The organism is Vibrio nigripulchritudo, assembly GCF_027924785.1.
Classification (GTDB): Bacteria; Pseudomonadota; Gammaproteobacteria; order Enterobacterales; family Vibrionaceae; genus Vibrio; species Vibrio nigripulchritudo.
The window spans coordinates 2039803-2064043 of record NZ_AP027049.1; the positions used below are offsets into that span (position 1 = coordinate 2039803).

A 24241-nucleotide genomic window follows, 5' to 3' on the forward strand; every position below is an offset into this window, starting at 1 on the left:
TAATGTCGCGAAGGAACTCCGCATTTTAAAATAAAGTGGACATTGACTAATATTTAATCGACCTGTACTTGGATACAGTATTAACGGTCTAAATAATTACGTTTATCTTTTGTACTTGAAATTACATGTTTGTTAGAAAATATCGCCGTAATAACCACAAACACAAAAACGCCAACCTATTAAAGGTTGGCGTTTCTTATTTAAGGGGTGTTTTAAGCGAATTGATTCATGGTGTTGTTTTCACCAGAAGCTTTCAATGCTTGATCGCCAGAGAAGTATTCTTTATGGTCATCACCAATGTTGGAACCAGACATATCCTGGTGTTTAACCGATGCCAAGCCTTGGCGAATTTCCTTACGCTGCACTTCTCGTACATATGCCAACATGCCTTTCTCACCGAAGTAGTCTTTTGCAAGGTTGTCAGTCGATAGTGCTGCTGTGTGGTACGTAGGTAGTGTAATCAAATGGTGGAAGATACCCGCCTCTCTTGATGCATCGCGTTGGAAGCTTTGAATCTTCTCGTCTGCTGCCATCGCCAGTTCCGAATCATCGTACACGCTGCTCATCAGTTTTTCGCGCTCGTAGCTTGATACGTCTTTGCCTTCAGAAGCCCAAGCATCAAATACTTGCTGACGGAAGTTCAGTGTCCAGTTGAACGACGGGCTGTTGTTGTAAACCAGCTTCGCGTTCGGAATTACTTCACGAATTCGGTTAACCATTCCAGCGATTTGCTGAACATGAGGTTTCTCTGTTTCAATCCAAAGCAGATCTGCACCGTTTTGAAGTGACGTAATGCAATCCAGAACCACGCGATCTTCACCAGTATTCGGTTTAAAACGAATCAAACCATTTGGTAAGCGCGTTGGCTTCAGGTATTTGTCGCCCTGCTTCATCACCATATCGCCACTATCTAGCTGGTCCAGAGATGTTATCTCTTCACCATCAATGAACGCATTGTATTGGTCTGCCAAGTCGCCCGGTGTTTGTGACACAGGGATTTTTTGTGTCAGACCAGCGCCCAGTGAATCAGTACGGGCAACAATTACGCCGTCGTCAACACCTAGTTCCAGGAAAGCGTAACGAACCGCATTGATTTTCGCGAGAAAGTCTTCATGTGGCACTGTTACTTTGCCGTCCTGGTGACCACATTGTTTGGCATCGGATACTTGGTTTTCAATCTGAATACAGCAAGCGCCTGCTTCAATCATCTTTTTCGCCAGCAAGTAGGTGGCTTCTTCATTACCAAAACCGGCATCGATATCCGCAACGATTGGCACGATGTGCGTTTCAAAATTGTCGATTTGATTTTGGAAAGCTTGTGCTTTTACGGTATCACCTGAATTGCGTGCCGCATCCAGATCTTTGTACAGATGGTTGAGCTCACGTGCATCCGCTTGTTTCAGGAAGGTGTATAGCTCTTCGATTAGCATCGGGACTGTGGTTTTCTCATGCATGGATTGATCAGGCAGCGGACCGAATTCTGAACGAAGCGCCGCGACCATCCAGCCAGACAGGTACAGGTAACGGCCGCGAGTCGTCTCGAAATGCTTCTTAATGGAAATCATTTTCTGCTGACCGACAAATCCATGCCAGCAACCAAGTGACTGGGTGTAGTTTGCACTGTCGTTGTCGTAAGACTCCATGTCTTCACGCATGATTTTTGCGGTGTATCTTGCAATATCTAACCCCGTTCTGAAGCGGTTCTGTAATCGCATGCGCGCTACGTATTCTGGGTTGATCGCTGCCCAAGTCTGACCTTGTTGTTGGATCAGTTCATCAGCATTTGAGGTCTCGGTTCTGTAGTTTTCCATGCTATCCCTCTTTTTATAGTCTTGTTGTGTTCACGTTATTGGATGATTGTTTGTACTTATGAGTATTTTGCTTGTTTTCGGTATTCATGAAGAAGAGGCTCTGTGTAACCACTTGGCTGAGCTGCTCCTTTAAAAATCAGTGCTCTGGCGGCTTGGTATGCGCTGCTGGATTCAATGTCTGGCGTCATTGGAACGTAACCCGTTTCACCTTCATTTTGAGCATCCACCACTTCTGCCATTCGAGCCAGAATGCGTTCAACCTGATCTTTCTTACACACTTTGTGCGCTAACCAGTTGGCAATGTGCTGGCTGGAAATTCGAAGTGTGGCGCGGTCTTCCATTAAACCGACGTTATTAATGTCTGGCACTTTGGAACACCCTACGCCCATTTCCACCCAACGAACCACATACCCCAGAATGCCTTGAATGTTGTTTTCCAGTTCTTTCTCGATGTCTTCTGTGGTCAGGTTGGTTTCCTGCGGCATTAATGCAATTTTGAGCATGTTACCTTTGAGCGAAGCGGTGTCGATATCGAGCGCTTGTTGGCAATCGAACACGTTTACTCTGTGGTAGTGCAAAGAGTGAAGCGTCGCTGCTGTTGGTGAAGGCACCCACGCAGTTGTTGCGCCAGATAGAGGATGAGCAACTTTCTGCTTCATCATCTCTGCCATCTCGTCTGGCATTGCCCACATCCCTTTCCCGATTTGCGCTTTACCAGAGAAACCACAAGCAAGACCGACCGACACATTGTTTTGCTCGTATGCAGCAATCCAAGGCTGGTTTTTGATCTCACCTTTAGGAAGAAACGGACCGGCTTCCATACTGGTATGAATTTCGTCACCAGTGCGGTCCAAAAATCCCGTGTTGATGAACACCACCCGCTCTTTTGCCTGGCGTATACACTCTTTAAGATTTAAAGAAGTGCGGCGTTCTTCGTCCATAATCCCGATTTTTAAAGTGTAGGGTTCGAGACCTAACATGGACTCAACACGGCTGAACAGCTCACAGGAGAACGCGACCTCTTCAGGTCCGTGCATCTTGGGCTTCACTATGTAGATACTTCCCGTTCTGCTGTTCGTTACTCGGCAAGCGCCGGAATTTTTGATGGCAATGCTGCCTATCAGTGACGTAACGATGGCATCCATAATGCCTTCAGGTACTTCATTGCCCTCTTCGTCGGTCATCAGGTCGATACCCATTAAGTGACCCACATTGCGAATCATTAGAAGTGATCGACCATGTAGTACATAATCATCACCGTTTCGACCGGTAAATACTTTGTCTTCTGCTAGGCTGCGAGTCAGCGTTTTACCGCCTTTACTGAATTCGGATTTTAGTGACCCGGTCACTAATCCTAGCCAATTGGAATAAGCTTCTACCTTGTCTTCGCCGTCTACCGCTGCGATTGAGTCTTCAAAATCCAGAATGGTCGACATGGCAGATTCGATCTGAATGTCATCAATCCCCGCTAAATCCTGACTGCCAATAGTTCCGCAGCTATTAATGATGATTTCCACATGCAGCCCATTATTTTTAAGAACAATGGAGGTGGGTTCTCTGTCTAAATCACTTGCGGCAACAAACTGACCCGGATCTTTAAGACCCGTTTGTGTTCCATCTGGAAAGAAGGCCAACAGGTTTTTAAAGTAAACGGTGTAGCTTTCAACGTCGTGGTGCGAGCCTTCATTCAACGGGAAGGTTTCATCCAGAAAGTCTTTTGCGAAAGCGATGACTTTCTTCCCGCGTGCTGGATTGTATTTTTTCCCCGCCTGCATTCCTGCGCTCGATTTCGGAATAACATTGGTTCCGTATAACGCGTCGTACAAACTTCCCCATCGTGCGTTTGCGGCATTCAAAGCAAAGCGTGCATTTCGAATCGGTACAACAAGTTGCGGTCCTGCAATTTTTGCGATTTCATCGTCAACATTGCGTGTTTCAATTTGGAAGTCCGGACCTTCTTCTTCTAAGTAACCTATGTCTTTCAGGAACTCTTGATACTGGTTTTGTGAAAAAGAACGATTGTCACGATGGTACTCATCAATCTTGGTTTGCAGTTCATGGCGCTTTGCAAGAAGAGCCTGATTGACCGGAGCAAGGTCCGAGACCAGTTTCGTCACGTTATTCCAAAACTCGTTTGCGTCTAATTCTGTGTAAGGCAGTACTTCTTGGTTAATAAACTCATAGAAGCCTTGATGAAATTGACATTCCTTTGTTTGCGGTAGATTCATCGCTTCGTCCCTCGTGACCGTTCTCTTCTTTTGCGTTATTTCCATAATGAAAGTGTTGATTAAGTGAGCAATCTCTCTTTTTGGTTACGTTTTGCTCGCTTATTGTTCGCTACACATTCACTTTAACTAAATATTTACTAAAATTTCACAAAGAAAATTTCACAATGTAAATTTTACAACTATGAAAAATACAAAAAGTCTATTTAGACAATCCCACTTTCTTGGGACAAAAATCCGTAACCTACGGAAAAGAAACAATTTAACGCTGGAAGATCTGTCGTCACGCTGTGTAAAACTGGACCCTGAATCTGCCCCGTCGGTCTCGTATCTGTCGATGATTGAACGCGGAAAACGGGTACCCAGTGAAGATATGCTGGAAGTGATCGCCTCTGTTTTTCAGAAAAATGTACAGTGGTTTCTGGATGATGCGCATGAACAGCAAGAGATTGTTCCGGAAAAAGGAAGCCGGGGTGGTATTCGGGGTATGGCGCTGGAACCTAGCTTTCTTTTCTCGAACGAGATCCTTCAAATCGCGATTCCAGAAATGCTTTCTCAGACTGGTACAACGGGCAGACAGTTCGCTCACCTTCTGATTCGTGCTCATCAGGAGCACCACCAGAATCACTTTCCCGACTTGGAGCGGGCAGCAGAAGAGATCGGTAAAAAGCGGATGCCACTCAGCGTGGACGATCTGCTGGAGATCTGTGACAACATTGGTCTGAAAATTAAATGGTTCGATGAGACACCTGAAACCAGCATCAGTTCAAATGGCGTCGAGATAAAGCGAGTGGTTCGATCGTATTTTGAAGCACCCGATGTACTTCACATGAATAAGATGCTGAAAAAGGATGCGATTCGACTAAAGTACGACCTTGCGGTGAACATTGGTCATATGGTGTTGCACGACGGTGACGGTGAAAAGAGCATGGTTATCGCAGACAGTAACCCGAGCTATGGTGTTCGCGATCAGTCCAACCCAGGAGGTTCTGTCGAACTTGATTCCACAAAGATTCTTCATGCGTGGCGTGACTTTGAGTGCTCCTTTTTTGCTGGTGCACTACTTTGCCCCAGAGTGCCTTTCAGGCAATTGCTGGACAGAAACGGTTATGAAATTAGTGTGTGCAAGCAGGCAGGCGTTTCAGAATCTATCGCCATGAGGCGCATGACCGCGGTTTCTCCTTACCCGCACTGGCATTACTTTGATGCTTACAACCCCGGAAAGCTGAAAGCGGTCTATCGGGGAAACGGGATTCCTTTGCCTTGGGGCAACATGCGAATGGTGGAAGACCCTTGTCAGCATTGGTCTGTATTCAGAATGGTTTCAAATGAAGATAAGTTGAACGATGACCGGACTGTCGCCCAAATTTCAATTTTGATGCAGAACGATGTGCCTCATATTTACTGTTGTGAGTCCCAAAAGGTGACGGATCTCGCCGGAAACCCTCACGTGCTTTGCACTGGGGTCGATCTTAACCCGGCAATTGATGCACAGGGACACGATTCTGTTGCAGTGGCGACTCTGTTAAAAGAAGCTTGTGTTCAGAACGGTGGCACCGCAGTAATCCCGTTGAAGGTACGTAAACTTCTTATGACGGTGGCGAGAATTCTGAATATTAACTGGGTAGAACGGGGAATAGATAATAGGGCGAGGCTGATTTGCTCACGAGGCGCTGTTTGCCCTCGGGTGCCTAAATGCTACAGCAACGAGGATTCCTGTTTAGAGCAGATCTGAATGAATACAATCCAGTCCAAATTGAAAGAGCGCCAAAAGGCGCTCTATTCTTTATGAATTTAACTAAGGTTACTTGATGGTATTGGTCGGCTTTGGCTTACGGCGACGCTTTGGCTTGTTAAAAGGTTTGCCACCCTCTTTTGAAGGTGCGCCTTTCTTACCTGCATCTTTTTTGACTGTGTTTGCTTTGCCGTTTGGACCTTTTCCGTTTTCATCTTTCCCACGACGCCCTGCTCCACCATTTCTTGGGTTAGGCTTGCGTTTTGGTTTAGAAGACCTCTTACCTGCTTCGTCAGCGTTATTCGGGTTAGTACTTCCTTCAGGTGCAAATTTCTTTTTCTTCTTAGGCTTTTTCGGTTTAACTGGTCGAGTGTCCAGCTTAGATTCTGGAAGTGCGTGAACTGGTGTGTAGCCTTCAACAGTTTCGCGCGGAATAAGCTTCTGAATCAGACGCTCAATCGCAAACAACTCTTTGGCTTCATCGGCACAAACTAATGAATACGCTTTGCCTGACTCGCCAGCACGACCTGTACGACCAATACGGTGAACGTAATCTTCTGGCACGTGCGGCAGTTCAAAGTTAACAACCTGAGGTAATTGAGGAATATCTAACCCACGAGCGGCGATGTCGGTTGCTACTAACGCTCTAACCTGCCCGGTTTTGAAGTGCTCCAGAGCTTTGATTCGAGCGCCCTGACTTTTGTTGCCGTGAATTGCGGCAGCAGAAATATTCTCGCTTTCCAGGAATCGGCTTAGTCGGTTCGCACCATGTTTGGTTTTCGAGAAAATGAGTACCTGAGACCAGTCGTTTTCTTTAATTAGCTTGGCAAGAATGGACGGCTTCTTCTTTTTGTCGACGTTGTACAGGTACTGCTCGACGGTTTTTGCAGTCGCATTAGGTGGGCTAACTGAGATTTGTTCTGGGTTATGAACCAAGCCTTTAGCCAAAGCGCGAATATCATCAGAAAACGTAGCCGAGAACAATAGGTTCTGACGCTTCTCTGGCAGCAAAGCCAAGATCTTTTTGATGTCGCGAATAAAGCCCATGTCTAACATGCGATCCGCTTCGTCTAATACCAGTACTTCTAGCTGTGAAAACTTCACTGCGTTTTGCTGGTAAAGATCGAGTAATCGACCTGGTGTTGCGACCAGTACATCTGAACCTTTACGCAGTTTCATCATCTGTGGGTTAATTTTAACGCCACCAAATACTACGTTTGAATTCACGTTTAAGTACTTGCCATATTTCACCACGCTGCCGTTAACCTGTGCAGCCAACTCTCGGGTCGGAGTAAGAACCAGCGCCCTTACGTGGTTACTTTTCACACTTTTACCACCAGCCAAACGCTGCAGCAAAGGCAATGTGAAGCCTGCAGTTTTTCCTGTTCCGGTTTGTGCGGCTGCCATCACGTCTCTTCCTTGAATCACTGGAGGAATGGCTTGTGCCTGAATTGGTGACGGGGTTTCATACCCCAATTCCTCAATTGCTCTTAGAAGTTCTGGTGACAGCCCCAAAGAGGAAAAACTCATAATATTGTACTCGTTAGAATGATGGCACAGAGTGCCCAAAAAGGGCGCTATTCTCAGGGTTTAGCGCTTTTAAAGCAACAACAGTTTTGTATCTTTACGTATTTTAGTCGTTTATGTTTCTGAACTTCACATTCATCTTTCATTCATAGATCTTTCCTTATTATCAATTTCAACAATAAAGAGGGAGACAAAATGAAAAGATTCTTAGTTTCTATCGCATCCATAGTAGTGGGATTAATTACGCTGTTCACCGGTCTGTTTATGGCGGTATTCATTGGCATTGCCGCATTGATTATGGGCAAGAGAATGGAACGCAAAATGGCAAAAGAAGGTTTTACACCAAGACGAGCTGCTGTCATAGAAGGAGAATATGATGACATCACAAGCAAGTAAGCGAACACGTATTAAGCAGGCACTACGCAAACAAAGTGTATTTGTGTTTTATTTGGCGGCATTAGCCACAACTATTGTACTGACTTACCCTGAGTCGGATCACAAAAACAAAGATTCACAACTGGCTCCTGATCCTCAAATTGAATTGCAGCAAGTAAATTTTGAGTTCAGCGATTTAAAAAGCCGTAACGAAGGACAAATATTCTCCATTTAACGGCGGCAAGGCGAAATTGCCGCCAACCTCATCACAACTACCAATGTAACAACCTCATGCAAAGTCAATATTATGTGACACTAATCGTTTACGTCGCAAAATAAGTCTCTTCAAATGTAAATATTTTGTTGTATTTCTATTTGACAATTCCCGGGCTACAAGAAACTTTAATCCATTAAGTCTCTCATTCATCGCACTTCACACCACTATTAATTTTACTAGCAGAATAAGCCACTCAACTTTACACTCTTCACGCAAAATAATAACAAACACCCTACAAAATACGATTCCCTAATCCAGCTTATGATTGAGCCGTGAGGCTGTATCTAAGCTAAAAAACGTGAAAAGGTCCAAAGTAAAGATGAGTCCAGAAAAATACCTTCTAGACTGGCAAACCAGCCAAACTAACGCTGAATCCATCTCCCCTCTTCTTGGTCAGCTTTATCGTCAAAAAGGCGTAGAAGTGTTGTTGTTCGGAAGACCTCTGATCAACGCATCTACCATTGATATTGTTAAAGCTCACCGTTTAGCCCGACGTTACGTCGGAGATGATCTTTCTCCAGCTCAAACACTGCCCGCTTTAAAGCAACTCAACGAGATGTCCCTATCCCCTTGCCGAGTTGACATTGGCCAGTTAGCCCATGGCTATTGGCAAAGCAATGAAGATGAAAGCAACCTTAACGATTACCTTGCTACCGCATTGGTACAACCGCTAAACGGCGAACCAATGACAGAACCACGAGACGTTGTTCTGTACGGTTTCGGGCGAATCGGTCGCCTTCTGACTCGCCTATTGGTCGAGAAAAGCGGTCCTGGTTACCCACTAAGATTGCGCGCTATTGTGGTTCGTGGTGGCAAAAAAGGCGACTTAGAAAAACGTGCAAGCCTGCTGCGCCGTGATTCTGTTCACGGACAGTTTAATGGCAGCATCATTATCGATGAAGAACGTAAAGCACTTATCGCTAACGGAAATTACATCCAGTTTATTTATGCGAATAGCCCGGAAGAAGTCGATTACACTCAGTACGGAATCCAAAACGCTCTGGTTGTCGACAACACAGGTGTTTGGCGCGATGCAGAAGGTCTTGGTCAACATGTCGCTTGCGCAGGTGCATCCAAAGTGTTGCTAACCGCTCCGGGCAAAGGCGACATTAAAAACATAGTATTTGGTGTCAACGAAGGCATGATTCAGCCAGAAGACGACATTGTGTCTGCTGCAAGCTGTACCACCAATGCGATTACACCTGTATTGAAAGCGATTAATGACAAGTATGGTGTTGATTCCGGTCATATTGAAACCGTTCACTCTTATACCAACGATCAAAACCTGATTGATAACTTCCACAAAGGCGAGCGCCGTGGGCGCAGTGCTTCGCTGAATATGGTTTTAACCTCTACCGGTGCGGCTAGTGCAGTGGCTAAAGCCCTACCAGAACTGGCTGGAAAGCTTTCTGGTAACTCGATTCGTGTTCCTACTCCGAACGTTTCAATGGCGGTAGCCAACTTGAATCTGAATTCTGAGGTATCCAAAGAAGAGCTGAATCAGTACCTCCGCGAGATGGCACTTAACTCTCCACTGGCGGGTCAAATCGACTACACAGAATCTACAGAAGTGGTCTCTACAGACATTGTAGGCTCACGTCATCCAAGTGTTGTCGATGGCGCAGCAACGATTGCTCAGGACAATCGCTGTGTTTTGTACATTTGGTATGACAATGAATTCGGATACAGCTGCCAGGTCGTGCACTGCATGGAACAGATGATGGGTGTGAGATACAAGACTTACCCTGTCGTCTCTTAGCTAGAACTTATTAAGTCATTATTTTAACTATAATAGTCCCACTATTCCGCCCACGCTCCACTGGGCGGTTTTTTGTTACTAGCGGAAGATCAAATGTGGGTGTCCGTCGATCTCTACTCTTCGAATCGAGGTCTGGTAGGTTTTTGCCAACAGTTCTGGCTGCATAACATCATCTGTATTGCCAAATCCTTTCAGAGTACCGTTGTCTAACAAAAGGACTTTTGAAGCATACTGAAGGGTGCGGTTTAAATCGTGGTTAGCCATTACAACCGTAATGCCAAGTTCCGATATTTGCTGTATCAATTCGTACAATAACGCTTCTTGCCCTATATCTAAAGGCGCTGCAGGTTCATCCAGAATCAGCAATTTTCCGTATCGATTCCATTCCGGCATGATTTGAATACACATAGCAGCTAGCCGGACACGCTGCCACTCTCCACCCGACAAAGTATGGGTTTCTCGGCTTAGCTTGTCCGATATGTTCAACTGTTCCAGTAATTCGTCTAGGGATTTTCCAAGATCATTCAAGGTATGACCGACGGGCACCGACAAAGATAAAAATTGAATGACGGACATGGAGAACGCTGGTCGCTCTTGCTGGGTCAGATAAGCTCGTTCCAGTGCAAGTTGTTCTAACGTAAGCGATTGGACATCTTCGCCGTCCAGCTCTACGTTTCCTTTGAAAGGCAACAAACCGGAAATTGCCGAGAGTAATGTGCTTTTCCCACTTCCATTGGGACCAATTACATGAAGCACATCCCCCTTCTCTATCTGAAAGGAAAGAGGAAGTAATCTTGTGCCAACGGACAGTGAATTAACGTAAATCATGATTTCGTAATAGCATCCAGATAAAGAATGGTGCGCCAATCGTTGTTGTAACAACACCCAGCGGCAATTCCGCAGAATCAAGAGAGATACGCGCCAGTATGTCGGCAAAAACTAATAACCCTGCCCCTGCAATCGCAGACATTGGCAGTAGATATTTATTTTCCGTTCCAAACGCTAAACGCAACAAGTGAGGAACCACCAAGCCAACGAAGCTGATAATGCCACCAAGGGCAACGGACATGCCCACCAGCAAAGAAACCGCAAGAATTAAACGCCAACGAAGTCTGTCTACGTTAACACCTAGTTGCTTCGCGTGTGTTTCACCAACCATGAGTTTGTCGAGTTTGGTGCCCTGAAAACAGATCCAGACAATGACTGGGATCATCAGCAGAGTCAGGGTGTGTTGATGCCAACTGGTTCCGCCTATGCTTCCCATCAGCCAGTACATGAGCACACGCATGCTCATGTCGTCACTGAAGTAAAATGCCCAGGTCACGACAGCGCCAGACAAAATACCCAGTGCCACGCCAACAAGCAGCAACCTTGGCGTGCTCAATTTCATGCTTCTCGCCATGCCCACAATGATCAGTGTGAAGCAAAGAGAACCGACAATTGCCGCTAACATCGAGACTTCTGGTGTTGGCATAACGGGCAACAGAAACAGTACGACGACCATGGCTAAACTTGCCCCCCCAGAGATCCCTAACACCCCAGGTTCTGCAAGCGAGTTCCCCAGTAAAACCTGCAAACTGGCACCAGATATAGCCAGCGCAGAGCCAATCGCAAGCGCAGCAAAAAGTCTTGGCAGGCGCAGCTCCGTCAGAAGCATATTATTGAGAGGTTCAAGGTAGTTGAACGGGGAGATAAAGACTTCACCAATAGAAAGGTAAGCCAGACTTAGAAACACGAGAGCAATTGCGCTTATCAGAAAGGATTTTTTCCAGCGTTTTTGCTTTTGTTGAAGAAGATGATTAACGTTCATATCGGCATGGTTAGTCAGTATCCCGCTACCATACCGATATCAAACTGGGTTAGGCAAGTATCAATCCAAGTTATTTGATACTAACTGTTCGTTTTCAAAGCGAGTTTCTGTTTCAACAACCATTACGACAGCGCGTTGTCCCAGAGCAACTTTCGGGTTCGGGAACACAATAGCTTCACTCTGCGCTTCTGCATAAAGCAGTTCATCGCCATCAAACCCCAACAATTCTCCTTTGTCGAAACGAGTAAAGTTCGCTACGTCATCTTTAAAGGTGAAACTGAAATCCAAATGATGCTTAATAATGGTTCGGTTTACCGCATAAACCTTCATTGGTTTTGGATCTTCAGAATAAGAAGAGTGCGAAATCAGCGCTCGGGTAGCGGAATCAAATTGGCTAAGAACAGACAGATCGTTTTCACCTAATTTAGACACTCGCCCAAGCTCCATTGTTAATGCCTGAGCACCATAAAAATGTCCGGTGTGCCAGCTAAAGGTACTGGTAGGTGAATTGGAAAGCAGTAAGGCTTCAATGTGCCCCGCTTCCAGGAATTCGCAAAGGGCGCGTGAGCGTACAGGGTGGTCAACATAAGGGCTAACTGCGAACGTAAAGTGTTCAGACGCTCGGATGGCGCAATGTAGATCCAAATGCCAGCGAGCCGATTGCTCTGTGCCTTCGTAAAATGCCTTTACGTGCTTCTTAAGCTTTTGAGCTATCTCGGTTTCTATCGTCTCGGGGCGTTCGGTTTCATCAAACAGGCGGTTTAAATTCTCTGTCACAAAGCGGGTATGCTGATTGGTCGCCTGAGGGTGACCGAGAATAAACAAACAACGAGCAGAAGGTTGAAAAGCATCAGAAACAATATCGTTAACCAAACGGTCAACTAACTCCATCGGCGCGGTTTCATCACCATGAATACCAGCAGAAATGATCACCTGACGAGATTCGGGCGAAGTATTTACCGGCTCCCAAAGTAGAACCCCACGATCAATCCAGTTTAACTGCCCAGAAGAAAGAGTTAAGGTTTTCGACTCAAAAGCACTGTCTGTGTCCAGTGTGTCGTAGAGAAAAGACTGATTAAAAAACGAACCTTGCATTGTACAACTCCCTGTTCGGCTCATGGCTTGTTGCAGCAATGTTACATCTGGGTAAAGTGGAAGTACATACAATATAGAAAAGATTTAGACATAGTCACCGAATAATCAAATTGTAAGCGTCATAAACTCTAACAACTTTGAAATTCACAAAATGACTTACTATTCATACTATTAGAATATTTAGTTTGAAATATGGGTAAAAAGGCTTTCGACTAACTGGTTGAAAGCCTTATCTTCAGTAGATAAAAACTACTTAAATACCTTTGGTAAAAGTACATCAGGAAAGTTCTGGAAACAGACTGGACGCAGAAAGCGACGAATGGATAACGTACCGACCGAAGTTGCACCAAAATTCGTTGAAGCCGGATAAGGTCCACCATGCACCATGGCATCAGCAACTTCTACTCCTGTAGGAAAACCATTAACTAGAATTCTACCCGCTTTTCGTTGCAACACTGGAAGCAGCTGCTCTGCCTGTATTATGTCAGCTTCTTCCATATGAATGGTACAAGTAAGCTGACCTTTGATTTTACGGGCAATGGTAAAGACTTCTGATTCGTCCTCTGCCAGAAGGACCAAACCCAAAGGACCAAACACCTCTTCCTGAATGTGTTCGTTTTCAATGAAGTTCTGACCGCTTGTGATATATAACCCCGGAGCTGCATTCCGTACTCCTGCTTTCGCCGCGATAATTTCTTCCACACCAGTAGATTGACTCATCGCTTTGCTTCCTTCGCAATAAGCCGACGCGATACCTTCCGTTAGCATGGTTTGATCTGCAGTTTCGGCTAACTCCAATTCAGCCATTTGGAGAAATTCTTCAACTCCTTCCGATTCTCTCACCAAGACCACTACACCCGGATTTGTACAGAACTGTCCTGCTCCCATTGTGAGCGAATTCGCCCAACCCTGCGCCAGCTCTTTTGCTCGCACTTTAAGTGCACCTTTGAGCACAAATACAGGGTTTACGGAACCAAGCTCGCCAAAGAAAGGGATAGGTTCGGGTCTGGCTGCACATAAATTAAATAGCGCACGACCTCCAGCTAAGGATCCGGTAAAGCCGACTGCCTGTATATTCGGATGAGTCACCAAGCGTTCACCAACACTCCGAGCCCCGCCCTGAACCAAGTTCAGTGTGCCAATGGGAATGCCGCATCGAATGGTTGCTTTTTCCACAGCGGTCGCCACCAGTTCACTCACTCCTGGGTGTGCCGAATGACCTTTAACAACCACAGTGCAACCTGCTGCTAACGCGGCTGCGGTATCCCCACCAACCACAGAAAATGCCAAAGGAAAGTTTGATGCCCCAAATACTGCAACAGGCCCAACAGGCATCTGAGCCATATTTAACTCTGGTCTTGGAAGTGGTTTTCTTTCAGGCAGTGCCCTATCTTTTCTGATATCCAGGTGCATACCTTCCCGGATATGCTGAGCGAATAATCTAAGTTGGCTAGTGGTTCGCCCGCGCTCCCCTATAAGCCTTGGTTCTGGAAGACCTGTTTCTAAAACTCCGATTTCAGTGATGTCATCACCTATTAGATCCAGTTCTTCTGCAATTGCATCCAAAAAGTCCGCCCGCTGGTTAGCACTAAGATGACTGTATTCTAAAAACGCCGATTCAGCCGCTTCACAAGCTTTATCTACAAGCTCTGCAGTTCCACAATAAAACTGCTTTGGTTCTCCTTTGGTTGGAGCGGAATAAAATCGTTCTCGCCCTTCCAACCAATTTCCACCAATGTAGTGTTTTCCAGTCAATATTGTATTCATTGTTCTTTCCTTGATTTAGCACCCCTAATACAACTCGGGCTTAGCTTAGAGGCAGGTATACCCACCATCTACGTTCACTATGCTTCCCGTCATCAAGCTGGCTGCTGGCGATGCCAGAAACTGTACAACGGATGCAATTTCATCTGGGTTACCCATTCGCTTCATAGGCGTCATATCAATCCATGTCTGTTTAAGTGCCGAATCGATGTCTACATCATTGAGCAGTGGAGTATTAATATAAGTAGGCGCAATAGCGTTCACTCTGACTCCCCTATCTGCCCACTCTACTGCTAGTGATTTTGTCAGTTGATGCACAGCGGCTTTGGATGCGTTGTAATGACATTGTGGCTGTGGCGTATTAACCACAAACCCAGACATGGAACCGATATTGATTATGGAGCCTTTACCCTGTGCCAACATCCCTTTACCAAACGCGCGGCATACTCTGAATACACCATTTAAATTCACGTTGATAAGGTTATTCCAAGCGTCATCTGCCATCTCCTCGGCTGCATAGTTATTGGCGATACCAGCGTTACAAACCAGAATATCTAAAGTGGGCAGCTTTTCGGCCAACGCTTCAATCGCAACCGTATTTGTTACATCAAGTTCAAACGCTTCAGCCTTATATCCCAACTCCCGAATGTGAGTCGTTGTTCTTTTTGCTGCCTCGAACGAAAAGTCGGTGCAAAAGACTTTTGCGCCCATTTCTGCCAGAGCCTCAGCGCAAGCAGCACCGATACCACGTCCCGCACCTGTTACTAATGCTTTACTATTTTCAATACTCAGCTTATTTCGGTAACTCATCATCTGATTCTCCTTTTTCAAAAACGAGTTAGTTCGCATCGCAGAGGTTCATGATTGATTGCTCGCTCGCCCTCTTCAGCGGCCAGACGTTGCAGATTTCTGACCGACGCCTCGGAGTAGAACGCTGCGTGGGGCGTTAACCACATATTAGGGCAATCTCGAAGCGGGGAATTTTCAGGTAAAGGTTCTCTTTCAAAGACGTCTAACCCGGCACCAAATATATGCCCTCTTTGAACAGCTTTCGCCAAAGCCTCTTCATCGATTAATCCGCCACGAGACACATTGATAACTATCGCTCCTTTTGGCATCCGAGCGATCATTTCTGCGTTTAAAATATGGTGGGTTTCCGGGGTGTAAGGTAAATGGAATGAGACAATATCCGAGGTTTCAACTAGCTGCTCAAATGTCACCATGTCTACGTTTACGTCCACTTGATTAACATAAGGGTCATAAGCCTGAATTTTGCACCCAAAGGCTTCTAATCGTGTTGAAAGAGACCGGGCGATTCTGCCAAAGCCTACAAGCCCGACCTGGCAGTCTTGTAGTGATTTGAGTTCTCCAACAATTTGTTTTATTGACCAGTGTTGGTTTCTGATGCCTTTGTCATACAACGCCAGTTTTCGGGCTAACGCTAGTATCATCGCCATGGCATGATCAGCCACTTCGTCTACTCCGTAATCTGGTACGTTGCAGACATGAATACCAAGTTGGTTAGCCGCAACCAGATCTACGTTATCGACACCCACACCATAACGAATCACAGTCGCACCGGGCTCCATCACTTTCATAACTTCCGGTGTAATCGGAGCAAAATTGTTGAACACAACCGAAGCCCCCTTCACAACTTTTAGAGTCTCTTCTTCCGTTGCGCATTGATGATCGCTAAATTGCGCGCCGACACGGGAAGCCATGCGTTGCTCATTTTCTACCGAACCAAAAGCCTGATCGGTGACTACGACTTTTATCTTTTCGACCATACTCATCACAAAAGACCCCTTTGCGCCAGATTGGTCATCAAAGCACGTGTTCCAAAACGCCAGGGAGCGGCACGGTCGGAACTCACAACGGTATTTTTGAGTTCACCAAGAAATTGACTGCTTATAGTGACAACGTCACCCTGCTCATGGGTAAAACCACCACCTTCTGAATACCGGTCCTGTGTTGGGGCAAACATAGTACCTAAAAACAGCATCAATCCATCCGGGTATTGGTGGTTACTGTTTATTGTCTGGCGCACCAGATTGTCAGGTGAACGGCTGATTTCACTCATATTGGAGTGTCCGTTGAGTTGAAAACCCTGAATTCCAACTATAGTCAGTGCTATTTCCTCATTTGCCACATCAGACAAAGAAAAAGATTCATCAAATAAACGAATAAAAGGTCCAATCGCGCAGGATGCATTGTTGTCTTTGGCTTTACCCAGCAGGAGCGCAGAACGCCCCTCAACATCACGCAAATTCACATCATTGCCTAGTGTCGCCCCTCGGATCACACCCTTTTCGTTTACCGCGAGAACCACTTCAGGCTCAGGATTGTTCCAGTTAGAGATTGGGTTGATGCCTATCTCAGCTCCATACCCGACAGCCGACATAGGCTGCGACTTGGTGAACACTTCGGCATCTGGTCCTATGCCAACTTCAAGGTATTGAGACCACAGCCCCTCTTTTATGAGTGTTTCTTTTACCTGATTGGCGAGTTCTGAACCGGCTTCAAGATTGGATAAGTTAGACCCTATTGTTTCTGCAATCCGTTCTCGAATCACATTTGCCCGTTCAGAATCCCCCTGCGTTTGCTCATCGATTACTCGCTCGACCATGCTTTTAGCAAAGGTCACACCGCATGCTTTAATTGCCTGAAGATCACAAGGTGCGAGCAGACAGTTGTTAGACGTATCAGGGCACATAGCTTCTGGCGAATGAACAAAGGATTCAATGCCTCCTAAATCCTCACCATTTAGGTCATCGTAAAGAGCCGATAGATCAGCGTTCAGTGCATCCGTTATCGTTGGGAGGTGATGTGTAATGTCGAGTAATCTGTCTTCCTTGACTATGACAATTGATGGTCCAGAGTGTTTGGAACGCCACACTCTTCCCAATAGTTTTGCGCTTTTCCTGTCCTTAGGTAACATACCGACTCTCCTTATAAAGTAGTTTAACTACATTCATAATGACAAATCGATCAAAAAACAACCAGTAATATTTATTTTTACTAAATACGTAAATAATTATTTATTATCAATACTTTAAGTAAATACACCATTCTTTAATCTTGCCTTTATGGCTAATTCATTACCACATCTCTCACATTTGAAACACTCATTAAAGTAGTTTTACTATATATTAAATAACAAATCGGTATCGTATTTGACAGAAATGCCGTCAAAAACCACCAAGGATAAGGTGACATTCATGATCGATGAGTTATCAGAAACCACTTACATTAATGGTCACTGGATACGTCCAGCAGGTAAGTTGGTCCCTGTCGTTAACCCTGCCACTGGGCAAGTAATTGGCTCAATTTGCACATCTACGCCAAAAGAAGTGGACGGTGCAGTTGAAGCAGCCGAAAGTGCATTTCAACATTGGTCTCAACTCTCTGCTAAAGATCGAGCGAATTTTCTTCACCAACTTGGCGACGCAATAGAAGCGGACGCAAAGTCTATCGCACAGGTTATGACAACCGAGCAGGGCAAGCCGTTAAACGAAGCAAAAGGTGAAATCCTTAAGCTCGCCGAGACCTGTCATTTTTACGCGGAAGAAGCGGTACGAATTCATGGGGAGTCCTTTCCTAATGACAGCAACGATTTTGAAAGCCTTGTTATTCGCGAACCCATTGGGGTGGTTGCTGCAATTACTCCCTGGAACTATCCCGCAGAATTGGTGGGTTGGAAATTATGTGCAGCTCTGGCGGCTGGATGCACCATCGTCATCAAACCTGCTGAGCTCACGCCATTTACCGCATTAGCCATAGCTAAGAAGGTGGAACAAGTCGCCATTCCGCCTGGAGTAGTTAATTTTGTAACAGGTTCTGGCAGTACCGTTGGTCAAACGTTGGTTGAACATCCCACTGTAAAGAAAGTGGCATTTACTGGATCCAGTGAAGTCGGTTTGAAGATTCAGCAATCGTGCAGAAACATCAAAAGACTTTCTCTCGAACTCGGTGGGAACTGCCCAATGGTCGTGACTGGTTCTGCCAACTTGGACGAAGCCGTCAAAGGCGCATCAAGACGTTCGTTTAGAAACAACGGTCAAATTTGTATAGCGATTAATCGTATCTATGTTGACCGCAGCCTGTACTCAAAATTTGTAGAAAAGCTGGCTGAAAGTGCAAGCTATCTCACTGTGGCAAACGGGCTGGATTCGCCAGACGCAGACATGGGCGCTCTTGCTTCTGAAGACGTGTTGAAAAAGACACAGGAACATATTGCTGACGCGTTAGATAAAGGTGCAAATCTTTTAGAGGGCGGGCTACCACCGATAGGTCAGGAATTTAAGCAAGGGCTCTTCTTTCGCCCTACTGTGCTGGTTGACTGTACGCAGAATATGAAAGTAATGAGCGAAGAGACGTTTGGACCAGTGGTAGGTGTCGCGCCTTATGATTCTTTGGAACACGCCATAGAGCTTTGCAACGATACCCCTTACGGTCTCGCCGCCTATGTGTATTCCAAGCACATGGATGAAACTAAACTCCTGACCTCCCGGCTCGATTACGGAAATGTTGCCGTTAACAACGTAGATGCTGGCATTATCAACGCCCCCTACGGTGGAAGAAAACAGAGCGGTGTGGGATATGAACATGGTCGGGAAGGTATGCTGGAATACCTGCAGTTCAAACACATCAGAACGCGCTTTGAACAACCGGGGAGATCTGAATAATGAGCTCTGGGTTTCTGGGAATAGACATAGGCACGTCAGCTTGTAAGGTTGTGTTGCTGGACGAAAACGGCAATATCATCGCAAGCCAGACTCAGGCTTACGGTTTTGAACAGCCCTTCCCTGGCTGGGTTGAACAAGCCCCAGAGAGTTGGATTCAGGCTGCAGCAAACGCGACAAAACGAGTCTTATCCAAACCAGGAGTTCCTTCCGTGTCCTGCGTGGGATTGTCTGGGCAAATGCATGGTTTAACGCCCTTAGATAGCAATTTCAAGGTTATAAGACCTGCAATCTTATGGAACGATCAGAGAAATAAAGCCGAATCGGACTCCATTCATGACCATTTTGGCAGTGCAGAGAAGTTAGCAGAAAGCACAAGCAACCAAATGCTAGTCGGATATACCGGAGGAAAGATCCTCTGGATGAAAAATCACGAGCCCGATAACTATCAGAAATTACGCCATGTGCTTAACCCCAAAGATTACCTTCGCTTGGTTTTGACAGGAGAACTCGCAACAGAAGTGTCGGACGCTTCTGGTACTGGCTTGTTTAATGTTGCTAATAGGGTTTGGGCATGGGATGTTATCGACTCTCTGGGTATCGAACGTTCACTGCTGCCCTCTTGCTATGAATCCAGTGTGATTTCGGGAAAAGTCTCCGCATCAGCCGCTAAGATTTTTGGTATCCCTGCGGGGACACCTGTCATCGGCGGAGGTGGCGACGCAGTGATTCAGACGTTTGGTTCAGGTGTTGTCCGACCCGGTGAATTACAAACCACCATCGGCACAGCAGGCATTTTAGCTACCGCACTTTCCTCGCCCATTTCCAATCCACAAGGCAAAGTCCAGGTCTTTTGTAACCTCTCACCTGACAAATGGCATTGTATGGGAGTATCACTTAATGCTGGCTCATGTTTTACCTGGCTTTCCAGACTGATTCAGAGCTTTGGTGTCACCGCTTCTGATTACGAATCAAAGGCAAAACTGGCGGCTCAGTCATCTGCAGGCGCAAATGGACTAATGATGATGCCTTATTTGAACGGTGAACGTTGCCCTCACCCAGATCCTGACGCACGAGGAGCTTTCGTTGGACTGAACTCAACCCATCAAGCGCCCGACTTATGCAGAGCGGTAATGGAAGGCGTGGCTTATTCCCTGTATGACATCTATTCCTTAATGAACTCAATGGGCATTAATGGCGACGTCATAAAAGCATCCGGAGGCGGAGCCCAATCTTCATTGTGGAGACAGATTCAGGCAGATCTTTTTGATGCCGAAGTTCAGACCGTTTCCGGGGCAGCTGAAGGGGCGGCTTTCGGGGCAGCCATGCTTGCAGGTGTAGGTACTGGTCACTGGTCCACACTCGAAGAAGCCAGCCTATGCTGCAAGGAAATCACAACTCAATCTCCTGACAAAGAAAACCAGATTATGTACAGGGACAGGTTCAAAGCTTATCAGGCTTTGTACCCTCTTCTATGCCCCATCGTTCAGTCACTCAATTCAAGCGGAGAAACAGCGTTATGAGCGAACACTTAAAACAGTACGACGCATTCATCTTCGATCTTGATGGCACTTTGATCAACAGCGCACCTGACATCGCAGCATCCATGAACAGAGTGCTGGCAGATTTTGGGCAGGAATCGCTTTCTACCTCTGAAATTGAACGTTTTATCGGATTTGGTTCTGAGAGGCTGGTAGCTGATGTATTGGATATCTGCGGTCTTTCAATGACCCGTGAACAGTTGAAAGAAGCTGTGATTCAATACAACCAATATTACAACGAGTCGCCAGCAACTCTGACAACCTTTTATCCCAATGTAAAAGAAGACTTGGAAATGTTAGCCCAGAAAGGTTACAAACTGGGGGTTTGCACCAACAAAAACCACAAGCTAACACAGGTCGTTCTTCGGCTTCTGGGAATTGAAAACCTAATTGACGTAGCGATTGGGGCGGATGCAGTCGCGAGATGTAAGCCCGACCCGTTGCACTTGATTGAAGTCGCGAAGCGGATGTCATTGAATGGCAAGCCATGGGCATACATTGGCGATACCCCTGTCGACCAGCAAACCGCCGAGAAAGCCGGTGTCACTTTCTTTGCTGTTCCTTGGGGTGGCGGCTTAGACCTAAAAATAAACGAACAATACAGATTGTCGCGCTTGAGTGATTTAACAACATTTCGAAAGGAACCTTAATGAGTACTAGCCTGCTTCATAAAATCGTGCATGAAATGGATGACATGAAAAGTGCAGAGCGTCGTGTCGCGGAATTTGTCAGTGCAAAGCCTGACAAGGTAATCCATATGAGCATTGCGTCTCTCGCCAGTGAATGTTCGGTGAGTGATCCGACGATCATGCGATTTTGTCGTAGGTTTGGATATGACGGATATCAGAGCTTCAAGCTGAACCTTGCGCAGCAATTAGTCCCTTCAGCTCCATTTGTTTATGAACAGATTACCGCTAAAGACAGCGTGGATCATATTGTTCGAAAGACGTGTCACAACTCATTAAATGCCATCCAAAGAGCTATGGAAGACATTGCACCAGAACAAATTGAAGAAGGTGCAAAGCTTCTTTCAAAAGCCAGTTACATTGGGATTTACGCTTCTGGTATCTCGGAAGTCACGGCTCTTGATGCTGAACATAAATTCCAGCGATTAGGATTGAGATGCAATGCATTAGTACGTAAACAAAGGCAATGGCTGCATGCAGAACGTTCTAAACCACAAGAAGTTGCCTTTATATTTTCTCAGTCCGGCGCAACTAGGCAACTGGTGGAGATCGCAACCGCAGCACGAGCAGGTGGCGCAAGAGTGGTTTCAGTCACCGCCAGCGATAGCCCACTCGCTGCAGTTTCAGACGTAACCATTGCAATCACACCCTATGAACGTACCGAGCTGCTGACCCCTTTGGCTTCGCGTCTGAATCATCATTTGGTTGTCAATATGTTGGTGACAGCTATAGCAGTTACAAGCGGAAGTGAGTTCCCGGACCAGCTTCCTGCCCTGGACTCGTGGCAGACGGAAAAGCTTTAGCATTCTAGTTAAATAAAGGAATACAGAATATGTCTCAAGACGATGCGAAAAAACTATCGGGAATAAGAGCTATCGACGAATTTGTCCAGGATGGCATGAAGCTAGGGCTCGGTTCAGGCACAACTTCTCACTTCTTTGTTCGGGAGCTAGGAAAACGGGTCGCCGAGGGACTTAAAGTCACCTGTACCACGACATCACGCTCGACCAATGAAGTCGCACAATCGGTGGGGATTGAAATCATCGACCCCAACCAAATTGGCGAGATTGACCTCACCATCGATGGTCCTGATGAAATTGATCGCAACTTCAATATGATCAAAGGCGGCGGAGCCTGCCTGTTGTGGGAGAAAATCATCGCCCATGCCTCTAAGAGAATGATCACCGTATGCGACGAAAGCAAAATCGTGGAGACGCTTGGTGCATTTCCTTTGCCCATTGAAGTGGTTCAGTTTGGCTGGAAACAGACCGAGCAGCGCATATCAGATGTACTTAATGAACATGTGGGAAGTCACGTCAAAATCATTCGACGACATCAGGGCGAAAAGCCAGTCATTACAGACAGCGGACACTTTATTCTCGACTGCCATTGTCAGGCTATTCCGTCTCCAGCTGTGTTAGAAACAGCACTAAATATGATTCCCGGTGTTGTTGAAAATGGACTTTTTACACGTGAGTCAAACGGGATGGTTGTGGGGCGGTTTGACGGAACCAGTTTTGTTGTTACTCAAAAAGCTAGTAAAACTTCATAAATTAGACAAACAGTTAGAATTCGCTTTTTGTTTTTTCGATTTTAAACGTATTGATGCCCTCGATAAAAAATACAAGGTGACCACCCAACAGGTTACCAAACCTTGGAACGTTAGATGGCAATTAACGAGATGAGCCTTATCAGGGTTTGTAGTCTTTGAAGACGACGCTCGCTGCCTAAAGAACCAGTTGTACTAGACAGCATCTATCGCCTGCTCTTTAAAAGCTATGCAAACCCAAACAGTTAGGTAGTAAAACTAGGTACTCTCACTTCACATCCAGTAACACGACATGGAGATGGTTGATATGACTGATGTAAGTAAACTGGACCGCCGCACCATTTTAAAAGCAGGTGCGGCATTAGGGGTAAGCATGCTTGCTGGACCCAATATGGCATGGGCAAAGGATCGCGTTTTTGTCCCTTACAGTAACAAGAGCCTTGATTATTATTTCTTCGTTATTCAGGAAGAAGCGGTAAAAAGAGCTGTTATGAAAAACGAATGGGAATTTCAGGCAACCAATGCCAACTTTGATAACACACGGCAATTGGAACAGTGGCAAAGCCTGATGCTTCGTAAACCTTCCGCCATTGTGAGCGACCCAATAGACAGCCAGGCAATTGTAAGTGTGATTAAGCGCTATAATCGCCAAAACATTCCGGTTGGTATCATTGATACACCTGCTGATGGTGGAGATGTCGCAATCACCGTGAGTTTTGATAACTACATTGGTGGTGTTATGGCTGCTAAGCAGATCATTCAGCGACTCGAGCAGAAATACGGCGAACCCAAAGGGACAGTGCTCAACTGTTTTGGCGCCCTACAAAGCGTGGCGTGGCGTTTGAGAAAAGAAGGCATGGACGCCGAGTTTGCCAAATACCCCAACATTAAGTATCTGGCGCGCCCGACTGAAGGTCAGCTCGAAAAAATGCTGTCCGTAACTTTGTCTACCCTTTCCGAATACCCTGATTTAGATGCGGTCCATGCGCCATCCGACTCCCCTTCCCGTGGAATCGTAACGGCGCTTAAGCAGAAAGGTCGCTGGAAAAAAGTGGGGGAAGACGGACACGTTATCTTCGTCAATATTGATGGTGAGCCTATAGCGGTGAAATGGATCCAAGAAGGCTATATGGATTCCTGTGTCTCTCAAGATCCCATTGCTTATGGGGAAATTGCCGTCGAGCTTTTGCAAAAGTACGCGATGAAAGGACAACCTGTCCCTATTGGTCCTTATGAAAACAAAAAGTACTTCTGGGAAAAGGCTGAAATTGTTAATGGCAAAACAGGTCCAACGATGATCATCCCTCCTTTTGTTATTGACGGCAGTAATGCAAAAGACCCAAGGCACTGGGGATCGGTTGCCGAAAAAGATTGGGGCATTGCCTACACCTAAGCTAGTTTCGCC

Annotated in this window: 20 protein-coding genes; 10 read left to right on the forward strand and 10 right to left on the reverse strand. The window is 46.0% G+C overall.

Features of this window, described 5'->3' with window-relative positions:
- Nucleotides 1-212: 212 nt before the first annotated feature.
- Together QMG91_RS09435 and QMG91_RS09440 are read right to left on the reverse strand one after the other, a co-directional pair.
- Nucleotides 213-1811: an isocitrate lyase gene (locus tag QMG91_RS09435; RefSeq protein ID WP_281826021.1), complete on the reverse strand. Its 1599-nt coding sequence runs from the start codon at nucleotides 1809-1811 to the stop codon at nucleotides 213-215.
- A gap of 56 nt (nucleotides 1812-1867) precedes the next feature.
- The gene (locus QMG91_RS09440) at nucleotides 1868-4039 is read right to left on the reverse strand and encodes a malate synthase G (protein ID WP_281826023.1); all 2172 of its coding nucleotides are present in this window, start codon (nucleotides 4037-4039) and stop codon (nucleotides 1868-1870) included.
- A gap of 181 nt (nucleotides 4040-4220) precedes the next feature.
- On the opposite strand from QMG91_RS09440, the gene QMG91_RS09445 reads away from it, so the two are divergent.
- On the forward strand, nucleotides 4221-5771 hold the full coding sequence (locus QMG91_RS09445) for a DUF3612 domain-containing protein (protein WP_022593447.1): 1551 nt from the start codon (nucleotides 4221-4223) through the stop codon (nucleotides 5769-5771).
- A gap of 69 nt (nucleotides 5772-5840) precedes the next feature.
- On the opposite strand, the gene QMG91_RS09450 is transcribed toward QMG91_RS09445, so the two are convergent.
- Entirely contained in the window at nucleotides 5841-7301 is a 1461-nt protein-coding gene (locus tag QMG91_RS09450) for a DEAD/DEAH box helicase (RefSeq protein ID WP_281869974.1), read from the reverse strand.
- A 192-nt stretch (nucleotides 7302-7493) separates the two neighbouring features.
- Between QMG91_RS09450 and QMG91_RS09455 the strand changes: the two genes are divergently transcribed.
- The 3 genes from QMG91_RS09455 (at nucleotide 7494) to QMG91_RS09465 (ending at nucleotide 9709) form a co-directional block, all read left to right on the forward strand.
- A complete protein-coding gene (locus tag QMG91_RS09455) occupies nucleotides 7494-7694 on the forward strand; it encodes a hypothetical protein (RefSeq protein ID WP_004400986.1) in 201 nt (66 codons plus the stop codon).
- On the forward strand, nucleotides 7672-7908 hold the full coding sequence (locus QMG91_RS09460) for a hypothetical protein (protein ID WP_162179403.1): 237 nt from the start codon (nucleotides 7672-7674) through the stop codon (nucleotides 7906-7908). Before QMG91_RS09455 ends, QMG91_RS09460 begins: the two co-directional genes overlap by 23 nt.
- 361 nt (nucleotides 7909-8269) lie before the next feature.
- The gene (locus QMG91_RS09465) at nucleotides 8270-9709 is read left to right on the forward strand and encodes a glyceraldehyde-3-phosphate dehydrogenase (RefSeq protein ID WP_281826028.1); all 1440 of its coding nucleotides are present in this window, start codon (nucleotides 8270-8272) and stop codon (nucleotides 9707-9709) included.
- Nucleotides 9710-9787: 78 nt separating this feature from the next.
- Here QMG91_RS09465 and btuD read toward each other — a convergent pair whose 3' ends face one another.
- From btuD to QMG91_RS09500, 7 genes are all read right to left on the reverse strand, one after another.
- Nucleotides 9788-10537 (reverse strand): vitamin B12 ABC transporter ATP-binding protein BtuD, encoded by a 750-nt coding sequence (btuD, locus tag QMG91_RS09470; protein ID WP_281826030.1) that lies wholly within the window; start codon nucleotides 10535-10537, stop codon nucleotides 9788-9790.
- The gene (gene btuC, locus QMG91_RS09475) at nucleotides 10524-11519 is read right to left on the reverse strand and encodes a vitamin B12 ABC transporter permease BtuC (protein WP_022593458.1); all 996 of its coding nucleotides are present in this window, start codon (nucleotides 11517-11519) and stop codon (nucleotides 10524-10526) included. Before btuC ends, btuD begins: the two co-directional genes overlap by 14 nt.
- Nucleotides 11520-11579: 60 nt before the next feature.
- Complete coding sequence (locus tag QMG91_RS09480) at nucleotides 11580-12614, reverse strand: succinylglutamate desuccinylase (RefSeq protein ID WP_281826033.1); 1035 nt, start codon at nucleotides 12612-12614, stop codon at nucleotides 11580-11582.
- A gap of 249 nt (nucleotides 12615-12863) precedes the next feature.
- Nucleotides 12864-14381, reverse strand: a complete 1518-nt coding sequence (locus QMG91_RS09485; RefSeq protein ID WP_281826035.1) for an aldehyde dehydrogenase (NADP(+)) — start codon at nucleotides 14379-14381, stop codon at nucleotides 12864-12866.
- 45 nt (nucleotides 14382-14426) lie between these two features.
- Nucleotides 14427-15191 (reverse strand): SDR family NAD(P)-dependent oxidoreductase, encoded by a 765-nt coding sequence (locus tag QMG91_RS09490; protein ID WP_281826036.1) that lies wholly within the window; start codon nucleotides 15189-15191, stop codon nucleotides 14427-14429.
- Nucleotides 15192-15205: 14 nt separating this feature from the next.
- Nucleotides 15206-16171 (reverse strand): C-terminal binding protein, encoded by a 966-nt coding sequence (locus tag QMG91_RS09495; protein ID WP_281826037.1) that lies wholly within the window; start codon nucleotides 16169-16171, stop codon nucleotides 15206-15208.
- A complete protein-coding gene (locus QMG91_RS09500) occupies nucleotides 16171-17316 on the reverse strand; it encodes a fumarylacetoacetate hydrolase family protein (protein WP_281826038.1) in 1146 nt (381 codons plus the stop codon). Before QMG91_RS09500 ends, QMG91_RS09495 begins: the two co-directional genes overlap by 1 nt.
- Nucleotides 17317-17596: 280 nt before the next feature.
- Here QMG91_RS09500 and QMG91_RS09505 point away from each other — a divergent pair, with 280 nt between their 5' ends.
- The 6 genes from QMG91_RS09505 (at nucleotide 17597) to QMG91_RS09530 (ending at nucleotide 24229) form a co-directional block, all read left to right on the forward strand.
- Complete coding sequence (locus QMG91_RS09505) at nucleotides 17597-19063, forward strand: aldehyde dehydrogenase family protein (RefSeq protein ID WP_281826040.1); 1467 nt, start codon at nucleotides 17597-17599, stop codon at nucleotides 19061-19063.
- Nucleotides 19063-20583 carry a xylulokinase gene (gene xylB / locus QMG91_RS09510; protein ID WP_281826042.1) on the forward strand — a complete coding sequence of 507 codons (1521 nt, stop codon included), beginning with the start codon at nucleotides 19063-19065 and terminating at the stop codon, nucleotides 20581-20583. Before QMG91_RS09505 ends, xylB begins: the two co-directional genes overlap by 1 nt.
- Nucleotides 20580-21251, forward strand: a complete 672-nt coding sequence (locus QMG91_RS09515; RefSeq protein ID WP_281826044.1) for an HAD family hydrolase — start codon at nucleotides 20580-20582, stop codon at nucleotides 21249-21251. Before xylB ends, QMG91_RS09515 begins: the two co-directional genes overlap by 4 nt.
- Nucleotides 21251-22090: a MurR/RpiR family transcriptional regulator gene (locus tag QMG91_RS09520; protein WP_045962454.1), complete on the forward strand. Its 840-nt coding sequence runs from the start codon at nucleotides 21251-21253 to the stop codon at nucleotides 22088-22090. Before QMG91_RS09515 ends, QMG91_RS09520 begins: the two co-directional genes overlap by 1 nt.
- A gap of 29 nt (nucleotides 22091-22119) precedes the next feature.
- On the forward strand, nucleotides 22120-22839 hold the full coding sequence (gene rpiA / locus QMG91_RS09525) for a ribose 5-phosphate isomerase A (RefSeq protein ID WP_281826047.1): 720 nt from the start codon (nucleotides 22120-22122) through the stop codon (nucleotides 22837-22839).
- A gap of 304 nt (nucleotides 22840-23143) precedes the next feature.
- A complete protein-coding gene (locus QMG91_RS09530; protein ID WP_004402924.1) occupies nucleotides 23144-24229 on the forward strand; it encodes a sugar ABC transporter substrate-binding protein in 1086 nt (361 codons plus the stop codon).
- Nucleotides 24230-24241: the final 12 nt, after the last annotated feature.